Here is a 24300-nt window from a genome sequence, read left to right on the forward strand (position 1 = left end):
GCCAAGCGGCAGGCTTTGCACAATTCGTCTAAGGGAACAAGTTCCCAAGACTCATGGGGGATGCCGCTTCTCCCGAGTCAATCTCGCCACCAGCGAAAAGTTTGCATTTTTTTTGCATTTCATAAAAGGCTTGCAGGCAGAAGAACTTGACATTTGATACAGGAGAAGCGGCTTCTAGCCGCTTTAAATCTGGCATAGCAAGGAAGGACGGTCTCCCGACCGTACAAAAATCTGGAGGTATGAGGAAGAATTTTAAGCCAAATCAGACGCTCCATTCCCCCGCGGAAAAAGCAGCGCCAAGCGGCAGGCTTTGCACAATTCGTCTAAGGGAACAAGTTCCCAAGACTCATGGGGGATGCCGCTTCTCCCGGGAGGCTCTCGACGTCTGCGGAAAATTTTGAAATTCCTTTTTGCATTTTTATAGAACGCAGGAAAACTTGACATTTGATACAGGAGAAGCGGCGTTCTCGCCGCTTCAAATCTAGCATTGCAAGTAGGCCGGTAGTTCCGTAGAAGCCTTCTAATTTGTACTCCTAGGAATCTAGAACGAACCGTAAAATTATAAAAATAAGGATGTACTTAGCCTTCCTTTTTGTCATTCAATTTTTTCCGAAAATCCTCTTCCAAAAGTTGTTTGTTGTATGCTTTGCATTGGCAAAAGGCCATCAAAGCCCAAATGGGACCGCACATCCAAACATATACTGTGTCATAGCCACAGCCAATTACAACCGCATATAGGATGATGAGAAATACGCCCCCGACCCAACCATGGCAATACAAAGAGCCAATGGGCGCAAAGAAGAGATTTAAAAGACTTGCAATGCCGACGGATTTTCTTTTTTTCATAAGTTTACTCCTTGAAGTTGAGTGATTGTTAAACGTGATTTTTGATTTGCCTAATCGCATTCAATTTTTTCAGTTCCGGTTTTTTGAACGTTTCCGTTTTTGGAAAAACATTTTTTTTCGGAAACCGCTTCCCCGTCTTCGTATGTAACGGTGCTCTTTATTTTTCCATTGGGATAAAATTCTTTGACCGTGCCGTTCAATTCACCATTTTCGTATGGAGTGGTGCTTTTTATTTTTTTTTCGATATAAAATTCCTTGACAACGCCGTTCAATTTTCCGTTTTTATATGGAGATTCTTTCTTTATTCTGCCCAAGCCAAAGTCATGAGCGTGTTTACCATCATGACAAGGACTGAAGAATGTTTTTGCAATGCCATGCCTTAAGCCTTTTTGATATGGAATCTCTTCAGAGACATAGATTTCATTCTCGTATTCAATTGCGCAATGAGTGAATGCAAAACCAGCGATCCAATCAAAACGTTTATATAGAATATCTTTTTGTATTACACCATTCTTGTAAATCAATTCCTCATGTTTATTGCCTTCGTAATCAAAGTTAATACTTGTCCCATTCAACTTACCCACAGAAAAAGAACGTTCTCGCCTTAACAAACCATCTTCTTCATATAATTTCTCTTTGCCTTCTCGAACTCCGTTTTTATATGAAATGTTCGATCTTAAAATACCATTCGCATCGTAAGCTTTTGTAAAGCCATTCAGTTTTCCGTCCTTGATTTTACGATTTATTGTCCATCCGTTATAAGAAGGATTTTCGTTATAGCGGTCATAATATCTGTCAAAACAATTACCAGGAGATTCTTTTTCCGTGATTTTTAAAGATTCATTGCCGATTGCGGTCGCCTTGCAGAAATAATCTACAGAATCAGACTTTATGCTGTAAGCAAATCGAAATTGACAAGAATCCAAAGAAATGGAGCCAGTCCTTTCTACTACCCAATTTTCTTTTGTAATGGAATCTAATTTTTCTAACGGGATTGATTTACAGTTGTCTCTCTCGTAGTAGTAGTTTGAACAAGGATAAATATCCGGAGGAATGCACTTGGATTTGTCGGCCACTGCATAAACGGCTGCCAGTGTCAAAACAGAAAGAAAAATCTTCATCTTAATTTTCCCCATTTTATTTCTCCTTTGTCGCCATCATCGACTTGTATAGCAGTTCTTTCAGGTCATCGGCAAACAGAATTTTCACGTTGCTTTCGCGGGCTTTTTCCGCCAATTCCGAATTGTTTTCTTTGGAAGCTTTGGTCAAAACCACCCATTTTTCAATAAGGCGCAGGTTCTCGGAATGCCAATCCTCATAAGCGTCGGATTTGTTTATCTGCTCCACAGGGTATGAACTGCTTTTTCCCTCGTAATCCTTCACCTGAATGGCGACGGCATACATGGAGTCGTCCAACGGACTTGGAATTTTCACCAAAATATCCGTGATTTTTTTCCGATACGCCTCCGCAACGCTCCACAATATAATTGGGATAAATTCGCTGCAAGCATTCCGTCAAAACAAATTCCCAATCGCTCTCGGAAAATTTTTCATTAAAATTTTCGAATAAATCATTGACGAAGCTTTCTTTATGAACGCCGATGACAGAAGATATGGCGGCATCGATTCTTTCGACATAGTTGAATTTTTTCAGGTTTTCGTCCGCCCTCTGCTTTCGCAATTCTTCAATATTTTCTGCACAATGGTCCATATTCCAAAATCGCATCGGAGTCCGCAAGGAGCTTCGCAAATCGCCGCTGACAAGAGCGTTATTCCGAACGAACCAGTTTTCGCATTTCTTGACCGGGAAAACATGGCCAAAATCACCGAAATCATTATTCCTGTCAAAACGGTAGCCGGAGTCGAAATCTTCAGCCGCTTCGACAATGGCAACCGTTCCGTATCCCTTGATGTCGGGCACAAGCAGAATGTCGCCCTTTTTCACATTTTTCTTGATGCTCAGATTGCGGCGAGCGCTGCCTTCCACATTCGGGTTGTTTAAATTCTGGCAATCTTCATACCCCCAGCCTTGACGAAGATTCCCTTTTTCAAGTTCCTCCGCCAGGAATTCTCTCTGCCTAGTGCTCGTGTCTATTCTAAAACCCCAGTATCTTTTCATTTTTTGCCTCGCTGTTTGAAAATTTTTCGTCCTTTTAGGCAAACTCAAGCGGACTTGCAACGGCAACGCACAAAAAAAGGCGTGGCGTCGTTGGATCCGAAGCAGAGGCCCTAGACAAAGCCTGTTCATGAATCTACAAACGACCCACGCCCCAGCGGGGGCGTGAGCATCTGCATCTTATTCTCATGAACTAAAAGAAATTGTCTAGGTTTCTGCGTCAAGAACAAGAGCGTTGCTCTACGAAAATGTTATTTCAGTTTCTATGTACTTATAAAAACTCCATTGGTTACGAGTCAAATTTATACAAATTCATAAAAGATGTCAATTTTTCAAAGAAAAGCGACCCTTATTCTTATTTTTCGAGTTTTTCTTCAAAATGTGACATTTTTACGACGTGAACTCTTCTCGCGGGCTACAAGATTCTTTGCTCCCATAAGGCTTTGCCGGCCATTCCTGTACAGGAATGAATTATTTTGTGCAAAAAAAATGATGGAAAATATCGGTCAAAGAATCCCTATCCGAATCCGAACGCAATGAAAGACCGAAGAAGCCTCCGCCAAGGTCTGCGGAGCGGAAGGAGAACCTATTCGTCCTTTCTTCTGCTAATCCTTTTTCGCTTTCGCCGCCGTCTTCTTTTTCGCCTGCGGGAAAAGAATCGCTATCAGTTCGTCGATGTGTTCTTTCGTGTGGATTTTCAATCCTTTCTTTGCCGGTGCGGGCAATTCGACCACATCTTTTTCGTTCTGCTTGGGAAGATAGAGCGTTTTGACGCCCGCATCCAGAGCGGCGAGCGCTTTTTCGTTCAGCCCGCCAATCGGCAGCAAATCGCCCGAAAGACTGACTTCACCGGTAAAGGCGATGTCCGGCGAGACCGGAGTCCGGGTAAACGCCGAAAGAAGCGAGAGCGTGAGAGCAATTCCCGCCGAAGGTCCGTCCTTGGGAACGGCGCCTTCTGGAACGTGAATGTGAATATCCGTTTTGCGGACGATCGCCGGATCCACGCCGAATCGCTGCAACCTTTCGCGCACCAGACTGAGCGCAATCTGTGCGGATTCCTTCATCACGTCGCCGAGCTTTCCGGTGAGCAGCAAATGCCCGCGTCCCGAAAGCAGCTTGGTTTCAATCAAAAGAATTTCGCCCCCGACAGAAGTCCACGCCAGTCCCGTGATGACACCGCAATGTCCCGGTTTCGGCAAGCGGTTTCCCATAAAGCGAGGAACGCCCAGATATTTTTCGACGAGCTTCGGCGTCAATTTCAACTTGCCCGATTTTCCCATCAGGGTTTCTTTGACCCTTTTGCGGACAATCGTTTCCAACTGCCGTTCCAATTCGCGAACCCCCGCTTCCCGAGTGTATTCCCGAAGAACGGTCTTTATCGAGTCGTCGTCAAAATCGACGGCATCCTTACCCGTCATGCCGCAATTTTTTAAGACCTTCGGAATGAGATAATTTTTGGCAATCAGAAGTTTTTCATGCGGATAATATCCCGGCAAGCGCACCACTTCCATCCGGTCTTCAAGGGGCGCAGGGATGGACTCTTCGGAATTCGCCGTCGCTATGAAAAGTACTTTTGAAAAATCGAACCCGACTTCCATAAAGTGGTCCGTAAAATCGGCATTGAGTTCCGGGTCGAGGATTTCGAGCATGGCACTCGCCGGATCCCCGCGGTAATCGTTTCCCATTTTGTCGATTTCATCGAGAAGAATCACCGGATTCATGCACTTAGCATGGCGAAGCGCCTGAATAAAGCGTCCCGGCATGGAACCGATGTAAGTCCGACGATGTCCCCGGATTTCCGCTTCATCCTGGACTCCGCCTAAAGTGACCCGGGCATAATTTCTGCCGAGCGATTCCGCAATGGAGCGCACAAGGGTCGTTTTTCCAACGCCCGGAGGCCCGACCAGACAAATAATCGGGGCTTTGTTTTCGGCCTTGGTCTGTTTCAACACCGCGACATATTCCAAAATGCGGTCTTTGACTTTTTCCAGACCGTAATGGTCCGAATCCAATTTTTTCTTGACCTTGCGCAAATCCAGAGCCGAGTCCGTGTAAATTCCGTAAGGCATTGAAAGGAACCAGTCGATGTAGTTCCGGGAGACGGCATATTCCGGGCTGGCCGGCTGCATTTGCCGCATCCGTCCCAGTTCCTCGTCCAGTTTTTCTTGAATCGCCGGGGAAAAATGCTTGTCCTTGATTTTTTGCGCAAGCTTTTCCACTTCATCGATTTCGCCGTCCGTGATTTCCCTTTGCAGCATCCGGATCTGTTCGCTGATAAACCAGTCTTTCTGATTCTGCTGCATCTTGAGCTGAACATCGTCACGAACGTGTTCAACGACACTTTCCACATCGAGAGCCGCTTGCAGATACGCCGAGATGGTCCGTCCCAAATCATCCAACGTCTTCTGCTCCAAAGCCTTCTGTTCCTGCTCCGATGAAATCCGAATAAAGGGCAGCATCGACATGTACATTTCATATGGCTCTTTCTTCGACTTCACATCCGCGACAATATCCGGCGATATATTTTGTACGCGGGCATACTGTTCAAAAAGGCGAATGGTTTCGGTAACAATCATCTGCAACAAGACATCATTGATTGTCGCATAATGGCGAAGGGAAATTTTTGAAGAAAAATATTTTCCCTTGGACATTTCCGGATTCACCAGATCCACGACGACAACGCCTTCCAAAAGGACTCTCCAGCAGCCATTGGGAAGCGGCATCACCGACTGAACATGGGCAAGAACGCCTACGGAAGGCAAATCCTTTACGGAAATTTCTTCTTTTTCCGGATCCGGCTGCAAAGCCAGCAGAATCAGATCGTGAAATTCACGGGATGCCTGCAAAGCGTTCTGGGAAATTTCCCTGCCGACGAGAACCCGCGTCGAAGCTCCCGGCGTCACCAACGCGTCGCGAAGCGGCAACAGCGGAAATCTCCGGGAAAGATCCAGTGCAATTGTTTCCAGCAAATTTTCTGTATCGATTGTCGTTTTTTTCAAAACAATTCCTTAGGCGACGTTCGATTTGCCGCCCTGAGAAAGAGCATCTTTTACAAGAGCCGCATCCACAACCAGCGATTTCGTCTTGGAACCGGGCAATTCGTACATGGACTTTTGAAGCACACGTTCTACAACGGAACGCAATCCGCGAGCGCCCGTTTTCCGTTCCATCGTACACGAAACGATTTCCGCAATACCGTCGTCCGTAAAAGACAATTCGATTCCGTCCATCTTGAAGAGCTTCGTGTACTGCTTGATAATCGCATTTTTCGGTTCGGTCAAAATCCGTTTTAACGCATCGGCATCCAGTTCTTCCAAAGAAACCACAATGGGCAAGCGTCCGACCAGTTCGGGAATCAGTCCGAAGCGGATCAGATCATCCGGTTCCAGCAATTTGAACAATCGGGAAAGCGAGTTGTCTTTTTCCGAACGGATGTCCGCGCCAAAACCCATGCCGCCTTGATTTACACGGTGAGCGATAATCTTGTCGAGGGTTTCAAACGCGCCGCCGCAAATGAAAAGGATGTTCCGGGTGTTGATTTGCACCAGACTCTGTTCTGGATGTTTGCGCCCGCCTTTCGGAGGAACCTGCGCCGTCGTACCTTCCAGAATTTTGAGAAGCCCCTGCTGCACGCCTTCGCCGGAGACATCCCGGGTGATGGAAGGATTCGCCGTCTTCCGGGCGATTTTATCGATTTCGTCGATAAAGATGATTCCGCGTTCGGCGCGGGCGACGTCATAATCCGCAGCCTGCAAAAGACGCACCAAAATGTTTTCCACGTCTTCGCCGACATAGCCCGCTTCCGTTAAAACCGTAGCGTCCGCAATGGAAAACGGCACATTCAAAAAACGGGCAAGGGTTTGCGCAAGAAGCGTCTTGCCGCTTCCGGTCGGACCGACCAGCAGCAAATTTGACTTTTCCACTTCCACGCCGTCCGATTTTTTTTCACCCGCATTGGCGTCCTGAAAACGCAAACGCTTGTAGTGATTGTAAACGGCAACAGAAAGAGCCATCTTGGCGTCGTCCTGCCCGATGACAAAATCGTCCAGATGAGCTTTCAGCTCCTTGGGAGTCGGCAAAGCGGTCTGCTCTTCCGCGGGTTTGGCCTTGGCCGCTTCCTTGGCGACGTCGTTTAGCAAAAGATTGTAACAGGCCGCAACGCAGTCATTGCAAATGTGGACGTTTGCGCCCGAAATCATCTTGGCGGCACGTTCTGCGGGCTTGCCACAAAAACTGCAAGATATCTGGGTATGATTCCTTCCGTTTTTATACATCTGGGCAACCTTAAACTTTGGCGTTCGGAAGATTCTTGTGCGGCTTGAAAATTTCGTCGATAACGCCAAATTCCAACGCCTCTTCCGCCGTCAAGAAGAAGTCGCGCTCGGTTTTTTCGCGCACGTCTTCAATGGAACGCCCGGTATGTTCCGCAATGATTTTCGAAAGCATTTCCCGCGTCCGCACCAATTCCTTGGCATGCACCTGGATATCCGTCGATTGGCCGGTAACGGCGCCCGAAGGCTGGTGCAGCATAATTCTGGAATGCGGAAGGGCATAGCGTTTGCCCTTGGTTCCCGCAGCCAAAAGAATCGCCGCCATCGAAATGCTGTCGCCCACGCAAATCGTCGCCACGTTCGGACGAATGTGCTGCATAGTGTCGTAAATCGCAAGACCCGCCGAGACGTAGCCGCCGGGACTGTTGATGTACAAAGTAATGTCCTTCTCGGGATTTTCATATTCCAAGAAGATCATCTGCGCCATGACATTGTTTGCCACTTCATCGTTTATCGGCGTTCCCAAGAAAATGATTCTTTCCTTGAGAAGGCGCGAATAGATGTCGTAGGCGCGTTCACCGTGGCCAGTGTTTTCAATGATGGTAGGAATGACCATGACTTCCCCTAAAAAAGGTTACTTGGCTTCTTCTGCCGCAGCCGGTTTAATGCCGACGATAAGGTCGGAAGCCATTTCAATGCGAAGTTCTTCGCGCAGAGAATTGATTCGGCCGGACTGGCGGAGGTGGTCTTTCAAAGCCTTGGCTTCTACACCGTAGGAAGCTGCCATTTCCGCGATATGGGCATCGACAACCGCCTGCGTCGGTTTGAGTTTTTCCTTGCCCGCGATGAATTCCAAAATGAAGTGCTTCTTGATTTCGCGGACGGCTTCGGGTTCCAAAGACTTCAGCTGTTCTTCCGTCGGTTCCACATTTTCGTCCGCACCGGAACTGCGGCGGAGCGTGTACTTAATCAGATCGACGACTCGGGAATGGGCGACATCGAACGGATTCGCTTCGATCAACTTGTCGATGGCTTCGTTCACCGCTTTCGCCTTCGCCGACGCCTTCTTGCCGTTGAGAATGCTCTTCTGGAGATTGTCCTTCAATTCGGCTTCGTCTTTCACGCCGATCTGCTTAAAGAATTCTTCGTCCATTTTCGGAGCGTGGATTTCACGGACATCGGTCACTTCGACTTTAAAATCCGCCTTCTTGCCGCGATACTGTTCGTCCTTGTGGTCTGCCGGATAGACAAAGTGGATTTCCTTGACATCGCCCTTCTTGGATGCGGTCAGGCCTTCGTCAAATCCGGGGGAGGCTGATTCGCCGAGCAGCGAGCGGAATTCGCGATTTTCGGGAATCTCCTTGCTTTCGCCGTCAATCACAACTTCCAGATAGTTGCCGACGACCACGTCGCCCTTCTTGGCTTCACGGTCCACCGATTCGGCGGTGGAATACATCTGGAGCACCCGCTTCATTTCATCGTTCACTTCGTCTTCGGAAATGGCGACGTCCGGAACGGTAATTCCCAAATTGTCGTAGTCCTTCACTTCGATAACCGGATCGACTTCCACGACGGCGGTAAAGGAAATGTCCGCGGTCTTGTCGTCCTTGAAATTTTCCACTTTCACGCGAGAAACCGGAATGATATTCGCTTTCTTGAGTTCTTCGCTCAACGTGGCATTCATCACTTCTTCAACGACTTCGCTGCGAATCGCGTCGCCAAAACGAGCAACGATGATTTGACGGGGAACCGCTCCCGCGCGGAATCCTTTCAACTGGACTTCCTTGCGGTATTCCGTGACTTTTTTGTCGAACGGCTTTGTCAAAGCGTCCTGAGGAATCGTGATGTCAATGTTTCGCACCGTAGAGCTGATTTCTTTAATCGAAGCGGCCATGTTATCTCCATGAAAAAAACGTGAAAAAAGATGCGAGGGGTGGGACTTGAACCCACACACAAGAAGTACCAGATCCTAAGTCTGGCGCGTCTACCAATTCCGCCACTCTCGCGTATTCGGATGCCAAAGATAGAAAAAAGATGGAGAAAGCGTCTCAATGGGCGGCGCACAAAGCGCAGAAAAAGAGCGTCCTTGTAAAATCAGAGCTTTTAAAATTCCAAAACCCGGCGGAAAGAAGAGCCTCACAACAGGTTAGGCATCAGAGTTTCGACTCTCCCCGTATTTTTCCCTAACATCTATCCAACGAGGGATTTTCAATTCCACTCCGTAAAAATTGTCGTAGCTAGCAATAAATCTCTGCCGCCAAAGAGCGGCATCGTTGTGCGTCTTGGGATTTTGATAAACCGTTTCTTCCATAGCAGCGATAAAATCTTCCAAACATTTGAACATAGGGATGTTCCCCTTCTTGTCACTGTACCACACGCCTGGACGAATTTTTTGCACAACACCCTGCTTCACCTGTAAATTGAGAGCCCACTTATCCATACGCCGGGTAATTTCCCAAACTTTCTTCAGCCAAAGATCTTTGACAGTCACATTACCGAATTTGTCCAAATCATAGCCGAAAATCAGATAATCCACGTCGAGCATATACGGTCTGTCAATAATTTCCTCCTCGTACATTCGAAAGTCAGCAATATCAAACCCAGGACTGGCGGAACGATTAAAAGCCTTCACCTCCAACAGGTCTCGTTTTTTGTCGGACGGATTCAAAAAGAAATCGGGAGGCATCTGCGTATTTTCAGAAGGCGCATACTCAACTCCACGTTTGTCAAACCAACCTTGAAGCCACTCCTGGATGATGTTTCCGACGACATCTTTCTGCTTGACAACGATGTCCACATCGTCAAACGAAAATTTAATTTGTCCACGTTTTTCCAAGATCCGGTCTTCTTCTATCAATTTTTTATACACTTGTCCAGCAGAAAGCCTCATCCGCCCACCTCCGTTTCAAAGATATCCAAAACCCGATTTGCCACGCTCCTTATCACAGGAACGACAACAGTATTCCCCAAAAGATCATAACCGTTTTCCGTGGAAACGTTGAATTTATACGTATCTGGATAGCCAAACAGGCGCAGCCCCTCCCGCAGGGTCAACGGACGAATACCCGCGCCGTCCACCACAAAAAGATGCTGCATGTCCATAGCGACAAGGGTGGGGGCGATTCCATTTGGATCCAAGATTTTGCTGATTTCAAAGGACATCTTTCCCGCGACGATGTTGTACCCTTGAGGGAGATTTTTGTCTTGAATCCTCGTTAGTCCAACTTTCTTCTTAGGATGCTCCAACTTCAAATAGCCTTTTTTTGCCAAATCGGACAGCATCCCTCTCAAGTTCGGATGCCTATAAAAAGTCCTGATTTGCTTTTCCGTTAACGGCATCCCGTCCATCCAATCAATGCCGAACTCCTCCGCCCATTTCTTTTTTCGGCGTTCCTTGAGGATGGCATTCAAAAGTTCCTTTTGCTCTTCCGATACCGAACCTTTATATTCCAAATCCCAGCTGTGGATGTTGTCCTTTCCGCCCCGTTTGTCCTTGATGGATTTCCCAGGAAGCTCTTCTAACGAAAAATGGCTCAGGAGCAATTTGGCGAAGGGGCTTTCCCAAATGGGACGCCCTCTCTGCAATACGGCTTTCAGCGGTTTCCTCCGACATTCGAAGTTCTTCATATCCGGAGCTGCCTTCCTAGTCCCGACGATGTAGATTCTCTTCCGATCCTGCGGCACGCTGAAATCCTTCGCATTCAGCACGCGCCAAGAGACTTTATAACCCAATTCGTCCAAAGTTTTCAGAATTGTCGCCAAAGTCCTGCCGATTTTATCCGACCTGTTCACCTTGTCATGATTGACCAAACCTTCCACGTTTTCTAAGATGAAGCCGAACGGCTTTTTTTCCTTGAGAATTCGAGCAACTTCAAAAAAAAGAGTTCCCCGCGTATCTTCGAATCCGAGCCTTTTTCCTGCAGCAGAAAATGCCTGACACGGAAACCCGCCTAGTAAAAAGTCAAAATCTGGAATTTCCTTCGCCGGAATTTGCGTGATATCGCCAAGAATGGATTCTCCCGGATGGTTTTCCATCAAAACATCAACGGCGTAAGGCTTGATTTCCGAAGTGAGAACGCATTTTCCCACAAGCCCCTTGTCGGCCAAAGCGGATTCAAACCCCTTGCGGATGCCACCGATTCCAGCGAAAAGGTCGATAAAGGAAACCGTTCTTCTCCCGTTTATCTTTTTCATTTTGCAAATATACTAAAAACCTTGAATGCGAAGACTGACAAAGTTCCGAGTGCTGTATTTTTTAAGATTTTCCAAAATAATTTTTTAACAAAAATCTTTAGACATTCACCTTCAAAAACAATGCCGATTTTTCGACATTGTTTTTCAAAAAAGAAACGCAACCTCTTAAAATTTTTCATTAGCACGGAACTAAATTATTTCACAAAGTAAAAATTTTAAGATTCCAAAACCCGGCGAAATGAAGAGTTTCACGACGGGTCAGACTTCAAAGTTTCGACTGCTTGCGACGGATTTTCCCGCCGTCTTTCACACGGAAAAATCCCGTTCGTCCACTAAAAAATCATTACCGCAAAAGATACGCCTTCCCTTGGACTCGCAAGACCGCCGGGACGCGTTCCACGACGAAAGCTTCACCATTCCACGTTTCCCTCTGGAGCAAATTCCCGTTCAAGTCGAAAACCCGGTAAGGAGTTCCATTTGGGATTCCCTCGACAAAAAAGGTCCGCGGTGCAATTTGGCGAATCCGAGCCGGTGAAAAAACGCGCTGTTGCGGAACAGCCATAAACGAACCGTCACAAGTTCCCAAGGAACCGATTTTCGTCAACTTGAAGTTTCCTGTCGCCCCGGAATTCCCTAAGAAGAGAAGTTGCACAGCGCCGACATCCAGCAGGCATTCTTCTATCGTTTCAAACGGATTGAACATCGAGTCATACCACGAAAATTTTCCCCATGGGATATTCACGACGGAAAGCGAATCGGATGCAGCCACTGATACGAACAAGTCCAATGTCAATGGATTATCCCTGCGCAACCGAATTCCAACGTCCGATGTCGCGGAATATTCCAGACACAATCCGTTCCATGCGGAAACATCCACCCCTTGTTGATTCTCATCCCAAGTGTTGAACCCGATGCCGACGCTGCAGCTGTACTTTTGGCCATCGCTTACACATTGCTCTCCCAAGGCAAATTCGCCAAAGATGCTTCCGTAAGCCCGCGTGAGCGGCCCGAAGATATCTCCGTTAACATCTTCTTCAATGTCGGATGGCCAAATCCAAGTGGAAGTCCCCCCGTCAACGCCGTCGTCAAACGCATACCAATAACCGGAAGTTTCATCCGTCGAACCGGTGATGACGCGCCCCGAATCCACGATAGCATCCCAAAGAAAAGCGGAACTGACTTCGCGAGCAAACAAAACCGACGGGATAAGCAAAAAAAATCGGCGCAACAAGTTTCATTTTTCCTCCATGTTGAAGTAAGCGACGGTCGTTTCCATCTCCGGGGCAAAGGGAACGGCGTAAAGGGACGCGTATTGATGAACTGTGATTCCGTTCCCGACAAAGCGCCCGTAAATCTTTTTCTTCGCCTGGCCGAGGACGAGCCTTGCCTTGGGCGCGAAAATCGTTCCCGCCCAGTCCCCCTCAATGAACAATGGATTGTTCCCCTGCTCATCAAATGCCTCCACTTGAACTGGATTATGGGCGAGCAAAAAGCTCGTCAAAACACAAAGGAAAAAACAAAAGCGTTTCGTCATCCATAACTCCAACAAAAAATTACAATTCTATAACAGAATATAATTTTCACCATCAATCTAGGCAAGTCTTTTTTGCCGATTTGCGCATAAAAAACAAATTTTACTTACCAAACCGGACATGTCTCCACGAATATCTTCTTCGATGTCGGATGGCCAAATCCAAGTGGAAGTCCCCCCCCCCCCGTAAACACCGTCGTCAAACGCATACCAATAACCGGAAGTTTCATCCGTCGAGCCGGTGATGACGCGCCCCGTCGTATCGACTGCGGCATTCCAAAGGAATGCGGTATTGACTTCGCGAGCAAACAAAGCTGACGGAATAAGCAAAAAAATCAGCGCAACAAGTTTCATTTTTTCTCCATGTTGAAATAAGCGATTTATCAGTTCCCAGTTCTCAGTTCCAACTTCCTACTTTCAACTAATCACTAAAATCACTAACCCCAAATAACATCCCTTTGCAAATTTCAAACGAAAATTTCCACTATGGAGAAATTCCCCTAGCGGCAAAGAGTCTTTTTCACAAAACTTTTCTTTGGAATCAGAATGATTATCTTTGTTCCGTGTCAGGCGCATTTCGTACCATCCGAATCGGAGTTTTCATTTCCGCAGTAAACCTTCTCATCCAGGGGGTCGCTTTTCTTGTCGGCAATTTCACCGCAAGGAATTTGGGAAACGTCTCCTTCGCCTACTTCGGCATTCTCCAGAACGACTACACGATTTTCTGCTCCCTCGCCGATTTTGGGACGACGACCCTTTTGCTAGCCTTTTTTGGCAAGCGGATTACCCAGGGGAAAATGCTCCGGCACGCGTTCCAGCTCCGTTACGCCCTTAGCATCTTTTCCATGCTTTCGATGGCGCTCCTCGCCGTTCTTGTCCGCCGCAACCACCCCGCATTCCGGGGAGAGTTCGTCCTCGCATTCGGACTCCTTTTCCAGCACGCCTTTTTCGACTGGTATTTTATCTGCGGGAAATTTTGGAAGAAGCTGCTCGCCGCCAAAATTCTCCACACCATTTCCTATTCCGCGGTTATGGCGTTTGCGCTATTCTACTTAAAAGTGCAAAGCATCGAAGGGATCGCGCTTTCCATGGTTCTGGCCGCTCTCCCCGCCTGGGCATTTGGCGCGACAGCCGCTTTGCGCCCTGCGATTTTCCGGATTACGCACAGGAGTCTCCTATTCATCCGCCTGATGCTTTCCAAAGCTTTTCCGTTTGCGCTTTCGAGCCTCGCGAGTTTTCTCTACCTTCCTCTCGGGCTTTACGCCATGGACGTTTTCGCCCCGCGCGAAATGTTCGGAGCCTACAATTACGCGAACAAACTCGTCGTGCTCGCTTCGGGAATGATGGTGAATTTTATTTCGTCGTCGCTCGTCGCCAAGCATGAAACGAACGACTCAACGTTGCACATCAAAGACATCGCCGTGTTCACGTTTTTCATCGCGCTTTGCACGTCGCCCGCTTGGATTTGCCCCGAATTTTGCCTGAACTGGCTCTTTTTTGCGTCCCCGATGCACGGAGATTCTGCCGTTCTCCAATTTTCAGCGTATTGCTTTTCTGCGCTGGTCTTTTCGCTTGTCCTGCAAGCATTCCGGACATCTTTTGTCGCCACCATGCTCAAGGAAAAACGGCTGTGGAACTATGTCGCTTTTATCTTCATCGGCGGCATCCTCAACGCCTTTGCGGTTTTCGCTTTGCCAGCAATGGGAACATCTCCCCACCTGATTCCCGTTCTGACTTTAACCGGCGATTTGGCCCTGAGCGTTCTTCTCCTCGGGTATTTCCGGAAGCGGCGGCGCATTCGGTTGTAAGCAAATTTTTGAAATCATCCAAACCAGAACGGCCCAAGCCCAAAAGACGCCTTGCTTGTATCCCGCCAAAAAGAACCAGAAGCCGACAAAATAAATGAAGAACACGTAAAACATGACAAGGCCCGGCGTTTTTTTGCGCCTGACTTGAGCGAAAAGTTTTGACATGGCCATCCCGACCAAAAAAGGCAAAATAAAACATCCCGGAAGCCCAAAGTCCTTGTAAACTTCCCAAAGATAGCCCGTCGTATTATAGCCCGGAATTTTTTGAACGCTTTCATTAAAAGGCCCATCCCAACCTAAACTGGCTTTGAGCGAACCCGGCGCGCGAAAATATTCAAACATCCCCGAAAAAAAATCGAGACCATAAGTAAAAGGGTGAATCTCTCGATCCGGAGGCGAATTCAACGCGTAATCCAAATTCCAATAGTTGTTCGCCACATACTTGTAAGGCATCGTCATCGCCGCGTCCAACGTCATCGATTGAAACGCACTTCCCCCATACTGCGCCCGCGCCGAAGCGACAAAAACAAAGCCGACGATTCCCAAAGCCAGCAGTGCCGCAATCAGCAGCACGGAAATTCGCTTGCACAAAAAATTGAAAAGAATGACAAAAAAACCGACGCACATGAAAAAAGAAGTGCGGCTCGGGTAAGCGCAGACGCTAAATACCGAAACAATCAGCGCCATCGGCAGCGACACCCAACGAATCCAGCGCACCGGATTGACGGATTTGAAAGACGCCACCCCGAACAGCAAAACCACCAGCGGCGCACTGGAAAAGAAATTTGAAAAAAAACCGTAATCCACTTTGCGCGAAGCCCAATATCCCGCATTCCCCGTAAAGAGAATCAAATTGCCCGCCTTATGGATGATTTCCGCAACCCCGACCAGATAAAGAAGCAGCACCGCGCAGGAAAGGACAAAATGCCACTTCCAATTATACGAAAAGCGCGATGCCTCGAAACCCATCCTAGATTCCGCATTCCATGGCAGTCGCCATTGGTAAAGCAGGCAGCCAGCGACAAACGAAAGCATTGCCCCGCCCCAGACAAACCACGTTTTCGCATGGAACGGCGTCATCGCATGATCCAGGCGCAAATAGGCAATCGCCAGAGTCAGGCATTGAAAAAAAATGTAAATCGTCGCCGGGGAAAAAAAATCCAATTTTTTCTTCCACACATAAAACAACAGCCCCACCACAACAAGGAAAAGGGCCGTCGTTTCGGGATATTCGCAAACCAGTGCGAACATCAGGCTTTAGATTTCCTTTTGAAAAACGCCAAAAACGTCGCCCACTCCTTGTCCAAGACCGAGCCGCTGCCTTTCTGTTCCCGCAGCAATTCCAAAAAATTGCAGAATATGGTCGCCAGCAAAAAAGTGACCATTACCGTAAACATCAAAGAAATTCCCCGGAGCGGCGAAACCTTCTTGTCGTTCGGCCACGGCGATTCCAAGACATGCAAGTTCGTGAGCTTTTTCGCCTCCTCGAGCTGCATCTGTTCACTCTGCTGACGGAGCAATTTATACATCGCAGCCTGAACTTTAATTTCCTCTTGCTTGCGCATGTATTCCGCGCCCAGCTTCGGAGTCTTCTGCAAGGCAACCAGTCCGGTTGCATGCTGTTTTCCATCTAACGTCTGGTTCAGGGCGTTATTCACGGAATTGTAGCGCTTCGTCAATTCGTCGTAGCGCTTGGAATTTTCGCTGCGCAATTGCCGTTCATAATTCATTTCCATAGCGACCGCCTGCCGTTCCGTCTGCAAGGCGCTCAGGTATTTGATGGTCGCTTCCATCTGGATTTCCGGTTCGTAAAAATCATTCTTCGTCTGAAAGTCCGCAAAATCCGCCATCAAAGAATCCAGAGTCTGCAAGCAAAGCTGAATGCGCTTGTCAAAATATTCGCGGGCCTGCCGAGCCTGCTGCGTTTTAAAAGCGTTGAACATCGAATCCGCTTTTTGCAGCATAAAGGTCGCCATGTCCGACGCCATCTGGTAATCCTCGTCTTCAATGGAGATTTCCAGCATGTTTTCGTCCGTCAAAGACAGCTTGAAATTTTTCCGAAACTGCTTCAGTAAGTCCGCGCGGAACTTGCCGTCAAATTCGTAGTGGGCCGCCAGATCAAACCGATCGATGACCATGTCGTGCAATTCTTTGGAATTGAAAATCGTCCAAATCGCGTCCGCATCCACGGAACTAAAGGAAAGCCCCAGCATCGAAGCGTAGTTGGAAAATTCTCCACCGAGCATCCCGCTTAAAGCGTTCATTCCCGAAGACTCCGGAGGAGGCGTCACCACGGCCTTTGCGGCATAGGTCGGCTTGATCACCCACATCACCAGAACAAAAACGGCAAGCGTCGGCAAAATCACCAAGATGCAGCACAATTTGAAATGCTTCAAATCATTGTTGAAAATGCGCAATAAAGTTTCAATCAGTCCAGGAGTTTCTGAATGCTTCATATTATTTGTAATTGACGTAAATGATGAACGCCGAAGAAACGACGGTCAAAAGAGAAGCCACGAACAATGTAAAATCTTTAAACCGCTCGTAAGTGCTCTTTGGAATTTCAATGTAGTCGCCCGGCAAAATCGGATCCCGCGTCGCATTGACATAAATCGTTTCCCTGTCGCCGCGAATGACCTTCACCTGGTCAAAAGAACCCGTCGTCGTCAAAACTCCCGCCGCGGAAATATAATCCAGAGCGTGCCAGGAAGGATCGTATTGCTGCCGACCGACTCCGGCAACCGCGCCGCCGACATAAACCAAAAGCGGCTTCGTCGTATATTCGATTTCCACGCCGACGGAGGGAACGTATTTGTCGGCCTCGTTGATGGGAATCTGTTCCGTAGAATTGTCCTTTTTACGAATCGTCACCGACTGGTAGCCCAAATTGTGGATGCGGTTTCCGCCTGCGCTCAAAAAATAATCCGCCACGGTTTTTCCTTCTACATAAGGCAACGCCGAACGGTAATTCGGCAAAATCAGCGTGACACTGTTTTTCATGTCTGCAAAAGGCACAAAAATCTGGTCGCCCGGTTCCAAGACGATATCGCTGGAAAAATCGCCTTCGTTAAAAATTTTGAAACTGTTCACGTGGGTGGTGTCGCCGCCCCGAATCACCCAGACATCGTCGTCTCGCCCCTGCGGCAGAATATCGCCGACCAGTTTCAGAAGCCGAGTCAAGCGGGTCTGCGGTTCCACAAAGACCTGCCCCACCTGCGGCACGGCACCCATGACATTCACAATCATCTTTTTCATTTGCGCCAACTGCACAAAGCAATATTTCGGATTGTAGCGGTCGGCGACCATTTTTAGGATATCTTCTCGGGCTTGGGCAAGGGTTTTCCCGGCGACATTCACACTCCCGCATTCTTCAATCACAATGCTGCCATCCGGATAAACTTTCGCCGAAAGGTAGGTGTTTTCCAACATAATGTCGAGGTAATCTCCTGGTCCCAAAATGTAATTGGAGTCAATAACGCCTTCGCTGTAGCTGGGCTGCATCGTCACCGAATTGCGCTGCAAAGCGGACGAAGGCTGCTGCAAAGAAGAAAAAGACGGATATGCGCCCCCCCCGTTTTCAGCAGCGAATAAAATCGCCGGGAAACAAACAAACCACAGCCAGAACGCCAACATTTTTTTCAAGCACATACTCGTATTCAAACAAAAATTCCTTACAAAGCGATGAGTTGACATAAAATAGAAAATCGCCGTTTGATAAAATCGAAAAGTGCCGAAATCCGAGCGATTTTAAGAAGTTTAGAAATGTTTACGCTTTTGCCCTGATGAAGAGCTTTTCGTTACAGCAGAAATGTGATTTTAGACGGGCCCATGGAGTCTTCTTGCAAAACAAAAACCTTATCGCCACTTCAGAAACTCTGAACTATATTGCCTTTTGTAGCTCAAAATCCAAGCCGCCTAAAGGAAGCGGAGCGTCCAAGGCCCATGGGGCAGGCGAGCATCTCGCAGTCTGCGAGAAAATTTCACCTGGTGAAAAGAAATCCGCCCGGTGAAAAAATTAATTTCTGGGTATTTGGTGGAGAATTGTCCATACCCCCTAAAAACAGGAAACAGCTTCCTCATCTCAACCCTGTCTGTTTACAAGCAAAACAAAAAGCCAGAGTCAACATGTCCGTACAATTTTTTGAAGATTTTTTTTGGGGGGGCCTCCCCCTCGCTCGCACGATGTTGCTCGCTACCCCTTCGCCTAGGGGTTCCACCCCTAAAACCCCTAATTCCGGGGCCATTCTCAGTCATGCCCTTTGGACAAGAATCCCGTCCTTTTTTACTATTATTCTTTTTGACATAGCCCCGTATCGATTGATGCGGAGCGCCCGTTTTATTGAGTATTTGCTCTAGTCTCATAGTTGAAATCTGGTAAATTGAAACATTGCACGAGAATAGGGCAGGCTACTCACGTCCCAATTGGGGCGTGGGTTGTTTGTTCTTATCCGTGCAATAGGCTTTACCAGAGCCTCAACTATAGATAAGAAGCATTCAACTCCACGCCTTTTTTAGTGGACTGGATGCAGCGCAGGGCGGAACTCGCAACGATAAGGAACCGCCCGATGATACGCGACATCATACAAAAGAACGAGAAGGTGAACCCAAACAACGATCTTCTCAAAAAATTGAAAGCGCTGATTCCGAACGCCTTCGGAAAAGAGGGAACGGTAGATGCCGACACGATACGCTATTGGGCGGAACTTGCCGTGGGTGACAAACACCTGGTGGTCGAAGAACGCGAGACTTTCAACTTTCTAGGCAAGGATTACGCCCGGCTCCTTTACGCACTCGACACCGAGACGGTGATCGTCCCCGACGAAGAAAACAACCAGAAGAACGAAAACAAGGACAGCGAAAACCTTTACCTTTCGGGCGACAACTTGGAAGTCCTCAAGCACTTGCGCCGCTCCTACGAAGGACAGATAAAGTGCATTTACATCGACCCGCCCTACAACACCGGCTCCGACGACTTTGTCTATAACGACAGCTTCGATTTTAACGAAAAGGATTTGCAGGAAAAGTTGGGCATCGATGAGCCTGAGCGCGCACAAAAAATTTTGAAGATGAAAAAGCGGGGTTCCCGTTCCCATGCGGCATGGCTGACTTTCATGTATCCGCGCCTGAAACTCGCCCGCGATTTACTCAGGGACGATGGCGTGATTTTCATCAGCATCGACGATAACGAACAGGCGAATTTGAAAATCCTGTGCGATGAGATTTTCGGGGAGGAGAATTTTTGTGGTCAGTTGATTATTCAAACAGCAACGGATAACAATCCAAGACAAATTTGTACAGAACACGAATATATGTTGTGTTTTGCAAGAAATAAAGATTTGGTGAAAAATTGGATATTAAAAAGTGAAGCGGCAAAGAAAATTAAGGAACAGTATGAAAAGATAAAAGAGCGTGAAACTGATTTAGAAAAAATACAGGAAAAGTTGAGAAAATGGATAAAGGACAATAAACTTGATTTGGGATTAAAATCCGTTGCACACTACAATAATGTTGATGAAAATGGTGTATACAGCAGTTCGACTAATTCTTCTAACCCTCATCCGGGTGGATATATGTTTGATATTCCTCACCCAGTCACTGGAAGAAATTGCCCAATACCAGCTAATGGGTGGCGTTGGCCGGAAACAACTTTTTGGAATTGTGCAAATGCTGGGCAAGTAGAATGGGGCAAAGATCATAGCACTCAACCTCACATAAAGCAACGAATTGAAACGGCAACAGATGCTCTTAAATCCATCATTTATGAAGACAATAGAGCTTCGACTAAAATGGTAGCAGATTTATTTGATGGGAAGAAGGTGTTCGATAATCCAAAACCATTAAATGTGATTGCACGAATTTTGAATTTTTCAACGGAGAAAAATGACGCCATTATGGATTTTTTCTCTGGAAGTGGAACAACAGCTCATTCAATTTTACAATTAAACGCTTCAGAAAATGGAGGAAGAAGGAAGTTTATTGCAGTGCAACTTCCTGAAAATTTGGATGCCGTAACAAAACCCAGCGAAACAACGAAGAATGCCATCAAGTTCCTCGATTCCATCAACAAACCCCACACCCTTGATCAAATCGGCATGGAGCGTATCCGCCGTGCCGCAGCAAAAATCAAGAGCGAGCACCCCGATGCAAAAGGCGACTTCGGTTTCAAGCATTACAGCATCGAAAAGCCCAAGGCAAAAACTTTGGACGCGCTGGAAAAATTCGTGCCCAACCCGAACTTCGGGGCAGACAACATTCTCAAGGTTTTCGGAAGCAAAACCGTTCTCGCCACATGGATGGTCGATGACGGTCATACTTTCAACGCCTCGGTAGAGACAATCGATCTTGGCGGTTACAATGCGTATAAAGTAAAAGATTACCTCTACCTGATTGACAAGGATATCGGATCCAAGCACATGAAAGCCCTGTTCAAGAAGTACGACGAAGACAAGGAATTCAAGCCCAAGCACATCGCGGTGTTCGGCTACAGTTTCGGCATCACGGCTCTCGAAACGCTGAAAGGCAACATCAAGAGTGTCGAAGGTATCGACATCAACCTTGAAATCCGTTACTAATGGGGGCCGCCATGGAATTGCAATTCGAAAAAGATTTGCCCCACCAGCGGGCAGCCATTGCTAGCATCCTGAAAGTGACGGAAACGCTGCGTGCGGAAAAATCCCTGAATTACGCAGCCAATAGAAATCTTTATCCGAACGACGAAAAAATCAAGCAGGCATTGTCCGCATTGCAAACGAATTTCTCTGCGGACATGAAGAGTTTCGTTTCGGCAAAGGAACCCTTCGGGATTGCCGAAAAATCTTGCCTTTACATCGATGTCAAAATGGAAACAGGAACGGGCAAGACGTACGTCTATACCGAAACCATTCACGAATTGCATCGACAGCTGGGTGTCTCAAAATTTATAGTTGTGGTACCTGGCAAATCCATCAAGGCGGGCGCATCCAGTTTTTTAAACGATTCCGATGTCAAGAAACATTTTGAAAATACCTGCGATTACAAGTCGGAAATCCGTTTGTTTGAAGGAACGGAACAAAAATCCAAGAACAAGAAAAAGAATTTCCCTTCGGCGGTTTCGAATTTCTACCAAAACCCGGGCGATTCCGATAAATATATTTCCGTCCTCTTGCTGAATAGCCAATTGCTTACCAATTCGAACTATGCGAAGGACGATTTTGATTACGGCATTGACAACTTCTATTGCCCTCTCGATGCGCTAAAGGCGACTCGCCCTGTGGTCATTATTGACGAACCGCACCGCTTTGCCTCCGAAAACAAGGCGATGGCTGCAATCATGAACAAACTTTGCCCGCAAATCCTTATTCGTTTCGGGGCGACTTATCCCGAAAAGAGCGAAGGTCGCGGCAAGAACAAGAAAACCGTCAAGGATTATAAGAATCTTGTCTATAATTTGGATGCATACGAGTCGTTTCACCAGAACTTGATTAAGGGGATTGCCAAGGAACACATTGAGCCGTTAAAAGATGCCGAAAATGTCAAGATAAAAGTGATCGAAATTGATTCAAAGAATGAAGAGGTGAAATTTGGTTGGGCCAATGCTCTTGGAAAAACGCATCAAAAGGCCTTGGCGATGAACATGCCGCTTTCTAATATCCATGAAAATTTCGGAAATCTTACCGTCGAAGATTTTGAAAAGGGTTCGGTGCGGTTAAGTAATGGAGTTTCGCTGAAAGAAGGCGACAGCCTCACGCCCGACATGTATGCGACCGCATACCAAGAAGCGATGCTCACGATGGCAATACGGCGCCATTTGGAAACGGAGCAGGAAAATTTCAAGCGTGAAGATAGAATCAAGACACTTGCGCTATTCTTTATTGACGATATTTCGGCTTACCGTCACGATTGGGATGAAAAATCCGAATACCTGCGAATCTCTTTTGAGAAAATACTGAAACGAGAAATCAAGCAGAAAATAGAGTCGTTGCAAGATGGCGATGATTACAGGGCGTATCTCGAAAAATCGTTGAAAGAGATTTCCAAAACCCACGGCGGCTATTTCGCCAAAGACAATGCCAGTTCAGATGAGGCCGTTGCCCAGGAAGTGACGGAAATTTTGCACGACAAGAAATCGCTACTTTCCTTTGATAATCCGCGCCGCTTTATATTTTCCAAATGGACGCTTAAGGAAGGTTGGGACAACCCCAATGTTTTTACCATCGCAAAACTCCGCAGCAGCGGCAGCGAAATCAGCAAGTTGCAGGAAGTCGGTCGCGGTTTGAGGCTTCCCGTGAACGAATACGGAAAACGTGTGACCGGCGAAAACTTTATACTCAATTACATCGTCGATTACTCCGAAAAGGAATTTGCTCAAAAACTTGTGGATGAAATCAATGGTGAACGCGCAGAACAGTTGTATCTGACAGACGAGCTGATTGAAACTTTCGCCAAGAAATGCGGCTTAGAGGCCGAAGAACTGGTTGCCGAATTGCTTGGAAAAAAGTTTATCAAAATGCGCAAGGGCGAAATGCCCGGCTATCCGATTGTACCGGAAAATGCGGAAGCCTTCGAAGCGGAATATCCTGAACTTTATCGCAGAAGCGATGCAGAACGCCGCATTATCGACCGCAACAAGAAACAGAAAGGCGAGCGTATCGGTATTCGTAGCGAAAAGTATGCGGAGTTGAAGAAACTCTGGCTCAAGATGAACGAGCACTATCTCTTGACTTTTGATGAAAGCCTGAATGCGGAACTGGAACAGGCTTTGCCGGGTTTGATTGAACAGTCGCTTTTTCAAAAGACGATTTCAAAAAGTATTCGCGATGTCGTTTCATTTGAAAATGGCGTAGCGAGTGTGCAGGACGCCTGTGGCGACAATTACGAAGTGGAACGCCCGATTGCTTACGGAAAATTCCTGCAACGCGTCCAGTCCAAGGAATCCGTGCCCGTAACGCTGATGCACAAGGCCCTGTGCGATTTTGCGAACAAGGGCGGGAAGGTGATGTTCAACGAACGTACGCTTCTTAACGTATGCCAGAAAATTCACAACTGGAAAATCGAACATTTGAAGGGACGGTTCTGCTACCAGAAAGTGAGCCGCACCCGAATTAAAAAGACTTGGCTCAACGACGAAAAAGGAAATGCGGAAAAGTTCATATCGCAGGGACTCGTGGGCAAATTCGGGGACGCAAGTAAAGTGCCTGATAAGTATCTTTATAACAGCATTGCTTACGATTCTCCGCTAGAAAAATCCGACATTCTGAACGGCATTGAAGGCGTTGAAGTTTATGGAAAAATTCCAAAGAGCACCATTCGCATCCCGACAATTCTCGGCGAAACCTACAGCCCGGATTTTATGTACATCATTCGCCGAAAGGGCAAGAATGAACTGAATCTGATTGTGGAATGCAAGGATGTCGAAGACGCCGACAAGGATTTGCGAGGTAGCGAAAAACTGAAAATAGAATCCGCCAAGATGTTTTTCAAGAATATGGAATCCGAGGGAGTCAAAGTCCGCTTCGAAAAGCAACTCTCGGGCAAGAATCTCGAAGAAATCATCAG

Annotated in this window: 19 protein-coding genes and 1 tRNA gene; 3 read left to right on the top strand and 17 right to left on the bottom strand. The window is 47.2% G+C overall.

The features are described from left to right. Window positions 1-579 precede the first annotated feature (579 nt). The 14 genes from B5D40_RS11775 to B5D40_RS11850 form a co-directional block, all read right to left on the bottom strand. The gene (locus tag B5D40_RS11775) at window positions 580-846 is read right to left on the bottom strand and encodes a hypothetical protein (RefSeq protein WP_078777059.1); all 267 of its coding nucleotides are present in this window, start codon (window positions 844-846) and stop codon (window positions 580-582) included. 50 nt (window positions 847-896) lie between these two features. Further along, a complete protein-coding gene (locus B5D40_RS11780; protein ID WP_078777060.1) occupies window positions 897-1982 on the bottom strand; it encodes a toxin-antitoxin system YwqK family antitoxin in 1086 nt (361 codons plus the stop codon). A 1-nt stretch (window position 1983) separates the two neighbouring features. Further along, window positions 1984-2193: a hypothetical protein gene (locus tag B5D40_RS11785; RefSeq protein WP_143394504.1), complete on the bottom strand. Its 210-nt coding sequence runs from the start codon at window positions 2191-2193 to the stop codon at window positions 1984-1986. After that, window positions 2162-2965, bottom strand: a complete 804-nt coding sequence (locus tag B5D40_RS15395) for a hypothetical protein (RefSeq protein ID WP_143394503.1) — start codon at window positions 2963-2965, stop codon at window positions 2162-2164. The genes B5D40_RS11785 and B5D40_RS15395 overlap by 32 nt, the downstream gene beginning before the upstream one ends. Window positions 2966-3567: 602 nt before the next feature. Continuing rightward, window positions 3568-5961 (bottom strand): endopeptidase La, encoded by a 2394-nt coding sequence (lon, locus tag B5D40_RS11800; RefSeq protein WP_233134319.1) that lies wholly within the window; start codon window positions 5959-5961, stop codon window positions 3568-3570. A gap of 9 nt (window positions 5962-5970) precedes the next feature. Continuing rightward, entirely contained in the window at window positions 5971-7236 is a 1266-nt protein-coding gene (gene clpX / locus B5D40_RS11805) for an ATP-dependent Clp protease ATP-binding subunit ClpX (RefSeq protein ID WP_073305446.1), read from the bottom strand. 10 nt (window positions 7237-7246) lie between these two features. Continuing rightward, window positions 7247-7849 carry an ATP-dependent Clp protease proteolytic subunit gene (locus B5D40_RS11810; protein ID WP_073305448.1) on the bottom strand — a complete coding sequence of 201 codons (603 nt, stop codon included), beginning with the start codon at window positions 7847-7849 and terminating at the stop codon, window positions 7247-7249. Between the two features lie 18 nt (window positions 7850-7867). Then, window positions 7868-9127 (bottom strand): trigger factor, encoded by a 1260-nt coding sequence (tig, locus tag B5D40_RS11815; RefSeq protein ID WP_073305450.1) that lies wholly within the window; start codon window positions 9125-9127, stop codon window positions 7868-7870. A gap of 31 nt (window positions 9128-9158) precedes the next feature. Next, window positions 9159-9239: transfer RNA gene (locus B5D40_RS11820), tRNA-Leu, on the bottom strand. Between the two features lie 140 nt (window positions 9240-9379). Continuing rightward, complete coding sequence (locus tag B5D40_RS11825; RefSeq protein WP_078777064.1) at window positions 9380-10123, bottom strand: NgoBV family restriction endonuclease; 744 nt, start codon at window positions 10121-10123, stop codon at window positions 9380-9382. Then, window positions 10120-11427 (bottom strand): DNA cytosine methyltransferase, encoded by a 1308-nt coding sequence (dcm, locus tag B5D40_RS11830; RefSeq protein WP_078777065.1) that lies wholly within the window; start codon window positions 11425-11427, stop codon window positions 10120-10122. Before dcm ends, B5D40_RS11825 begins: the two co-directional genes overlap by 4 nt. Before the next feature lie 343 nt (window positions 11428-11770). Beyond that, window positions 11771-12658: a hypothetical protein gene (locus B5D40_RS11840; protein ID WP_143394502.1), complete on the bottom strand. Its 888-nt coding sequence runs from the start codon at window positions 12656-12658 to the stop codon at window positions 11771-11773. 3 nt (window positions 12659-12661) lie between these two features. Next, the gene (locus tag B5D40_RS11845) at window positions 12662-12961 is read right to left on the bottom strand and encodes a hypothetical protein (protein ID WP_078777068.1); all 300 of its coding nucleotides are present in this window, start codon (window positions 12959-12961) and stop codon (window positions 12662-12664) included. A 57-nt stretch (window positions 12962-13018) separates the two neighbouring features. Continuing rightward, entirely contained in the window at window positions 13019-13312 is a 294-nt protein-coding gene (locus B5D40_RS11850) for a hypothetical protein (protein WP_078777069.1), read from the bottom strand. Window positions 13313-13521: 209 nt separating this feature from the next. Here B5D40_RS11850 and B5D40_RS11855 point away from each other — a divergent pair, with 209 nt between their 5' ends. Further along, a complete protein-coding gene (locus B5D40_RS11855; protein ID WP_158222181.1) occupies window positions 13522-14766 on the top strand; it encodes an oligosaccharide flippase family protein in 1245 nt (414 codons plus the stop codon). Here the strand turns inward: B5D40_RS11855 and B5D40_RS11860 are convergent. From B5D40_RS11860 to B5D40_RS11870, 3 genes are read right to left on the bottom strand one after another with little or no spacing between them, the layout of a single operon-like run. Then, on the bottom strand, window positions 14695-16017 hold the full coding sequence (locus B5D40_RS11860; protein WP_078777071.1) for an O-antigen polymerase: 1323 nt from the start codon (window positions 16015-16017) through the stop codon (window positions 14695-14697). The two genes, B5D40_RS11855 and B5D40_RS11860, sit on opposite strands and share 72 nt — an antisense overlap. Then, entirely contained in the window at window positions 16017-17222 is a 1206-nt protein-coding gene (locus B5D40_RS11865) for a GumC domain-containing protein (RefSeq protein WP_078777072.1), read from the bottom strand. Before B5D40_RS11865 ends, B5D40_RS11860 begins: the two co-directional genes overlap by 1 nt. Before the next feature lies 1 nt (window position 17223). Beyond that, window positions 17224-18414, bottom strand: a complete 1191-nt coding sequence (locus B5D40_RS11870) for a polysaccharide biosynthesis/export family protein (protein WP_158222180.1) — start codon at window positions 18412-18414, stop codon at window positions 17224-17226. Between the two features lie 917 nt (window positions 18415-19331). On the opposite strand from B5D40_RS11870, the gene B5D40_RS11885 reads away from it, so the two are divergent. Together B5D40_RS11885 and B5D40_RS11890 are read left to right on the top strand one after the other, a co-directional pair. Continuing rightward, the gene (locus B5D40_RS11885; RefSeq protein WP_095849652.1) at window positions 19332-21338 is read left to right on the top strand and encodes a site-specific DNA-methyltransferase; all 2007 of its coding nucleotides are present in this window, start codon (window positions 19332-19334) and stop codon (window positions 21336-21338) included. Window positions 21339-21349: 11 nt separating this feature from the next. Next, window positions 21350-24300, top strand: a 2951-nt coding sequence (locus tag B5D40_RS11890) for a type III restriction-modification system endonuclease (protein ID WP_159446929.1), incomplete at its 3' end; no start/stop codon positions are given.

Source organism: Fibrobacter intestinalis, from assembly GCF_900167415.1.
GTDB lineage: Bacteria > Fibrobacterota > Fibrobacteria > Fibrobacterales > Fibrobacteraceae > Hallerella > Hallerella intestinalis.

Excerpts from the sequence above, each read along its gene's own strand:
- B5D40_RS11775 (WP_078777059.1), bottom strand. The coding sequence starts at position 846 with ATGAAAAAAAGAAAATCCGTCGGCATTGCAAGTCTTTTAAATCTCTTC.
- B5D40_RS11780 (WP_078777060.1), bottom strand. The coding sequence starts at position 1,982 with ATGGGGAAAATTAAGATGAAGATTTTTCTTTCTGTTTTGACACTGGCA.
- B5D40_RS15395 (WP_143394503.1), bottom strand. The coding sequence starts at position 2,965 with ATGAAAAGATACTGGGGTTTTAGAATAGACACGAGCACTAGGCAGAGA.
- clpX (WP_073305446.1), bottom strand. The coding sequence starts at position 7,236 with ATGTATAAAAACGGAAGGAATCATACCCAGATATCTTGCAGTTTTTGT.
- B5D40_RS11810 (WP_073305448.1), bottom strand. The coding sequence starts at position 7,849 with ATGGTCATTCCTACCATCATTGAAAACACTGGCCACGGTGAACGCGCC.
- tig (WP_073305450.1), bottom strand. The coding sequence starts at position 9,127 with ATGGCCGCTTCGATTAAAGAAATCAGCTCTACGGTGCGAAACATTGAC.
- B5D40_RS11825 (WP_078777064.1), bottom strand. The coding sequence starts at position 10,123 with ATGAGGCTTTCTGCTGGACAAGTGTATAAAAAATTGATAGAAGAAGAC.
- dcm (WP_078777065.1), bottom strand. The coding sequence starts at position 11,427 with ATGAAAAAGATAAACGGGAGAAGAACGGTTTCCTTTATCGACCTTTTC.
- B5D40_RS11845 (WP_078777068.1), bottom strand. The coding sequence starts at position 12,961 with ATGACGAAACGCTTTTGTTTTTTCCTTTGTGTTTTGACGAGCTTTTTG.
- B5D40_RS11850 (WP_078777069.1), bottom strand. The coding sequence starts at position 13,312 with ATGAAACTTGTTGCGCTGATTTTTTTGCTTATTCCGTCAGCTTTGTTT.
- B5D40_RS11860 (WP_078777071.1), bottom strand. The coding sequence starts at position 16,017 with ATGTTCGCACTGGTTTGCGAATATCCCGAAACGACGGCCCTTTTCCTT.
- B5D40_RS11865 (WP_078777072.1), bottom strand. The coding sequence starts at position 17,222 with ATGAAGCATTCAGAAACTCCTGGACTGATTGAAACTTTATTGCGCATT.
- B5D40_RS11870 (WP_158222180.1), bottom strand. The coding sequence starts at position 18,414 with ATGTGCTTGAAAAAAATGTTGGCGTTCTGGCTGTGGTTTGTTTGTTTC.
- B5D40_RS11885 (WP_095849652.1), top strand. The coding sequence starts at position 19,332 with ATGATACGCGACATCATACAAAAGAACGAGAAGGTGAACCCAAACAAC.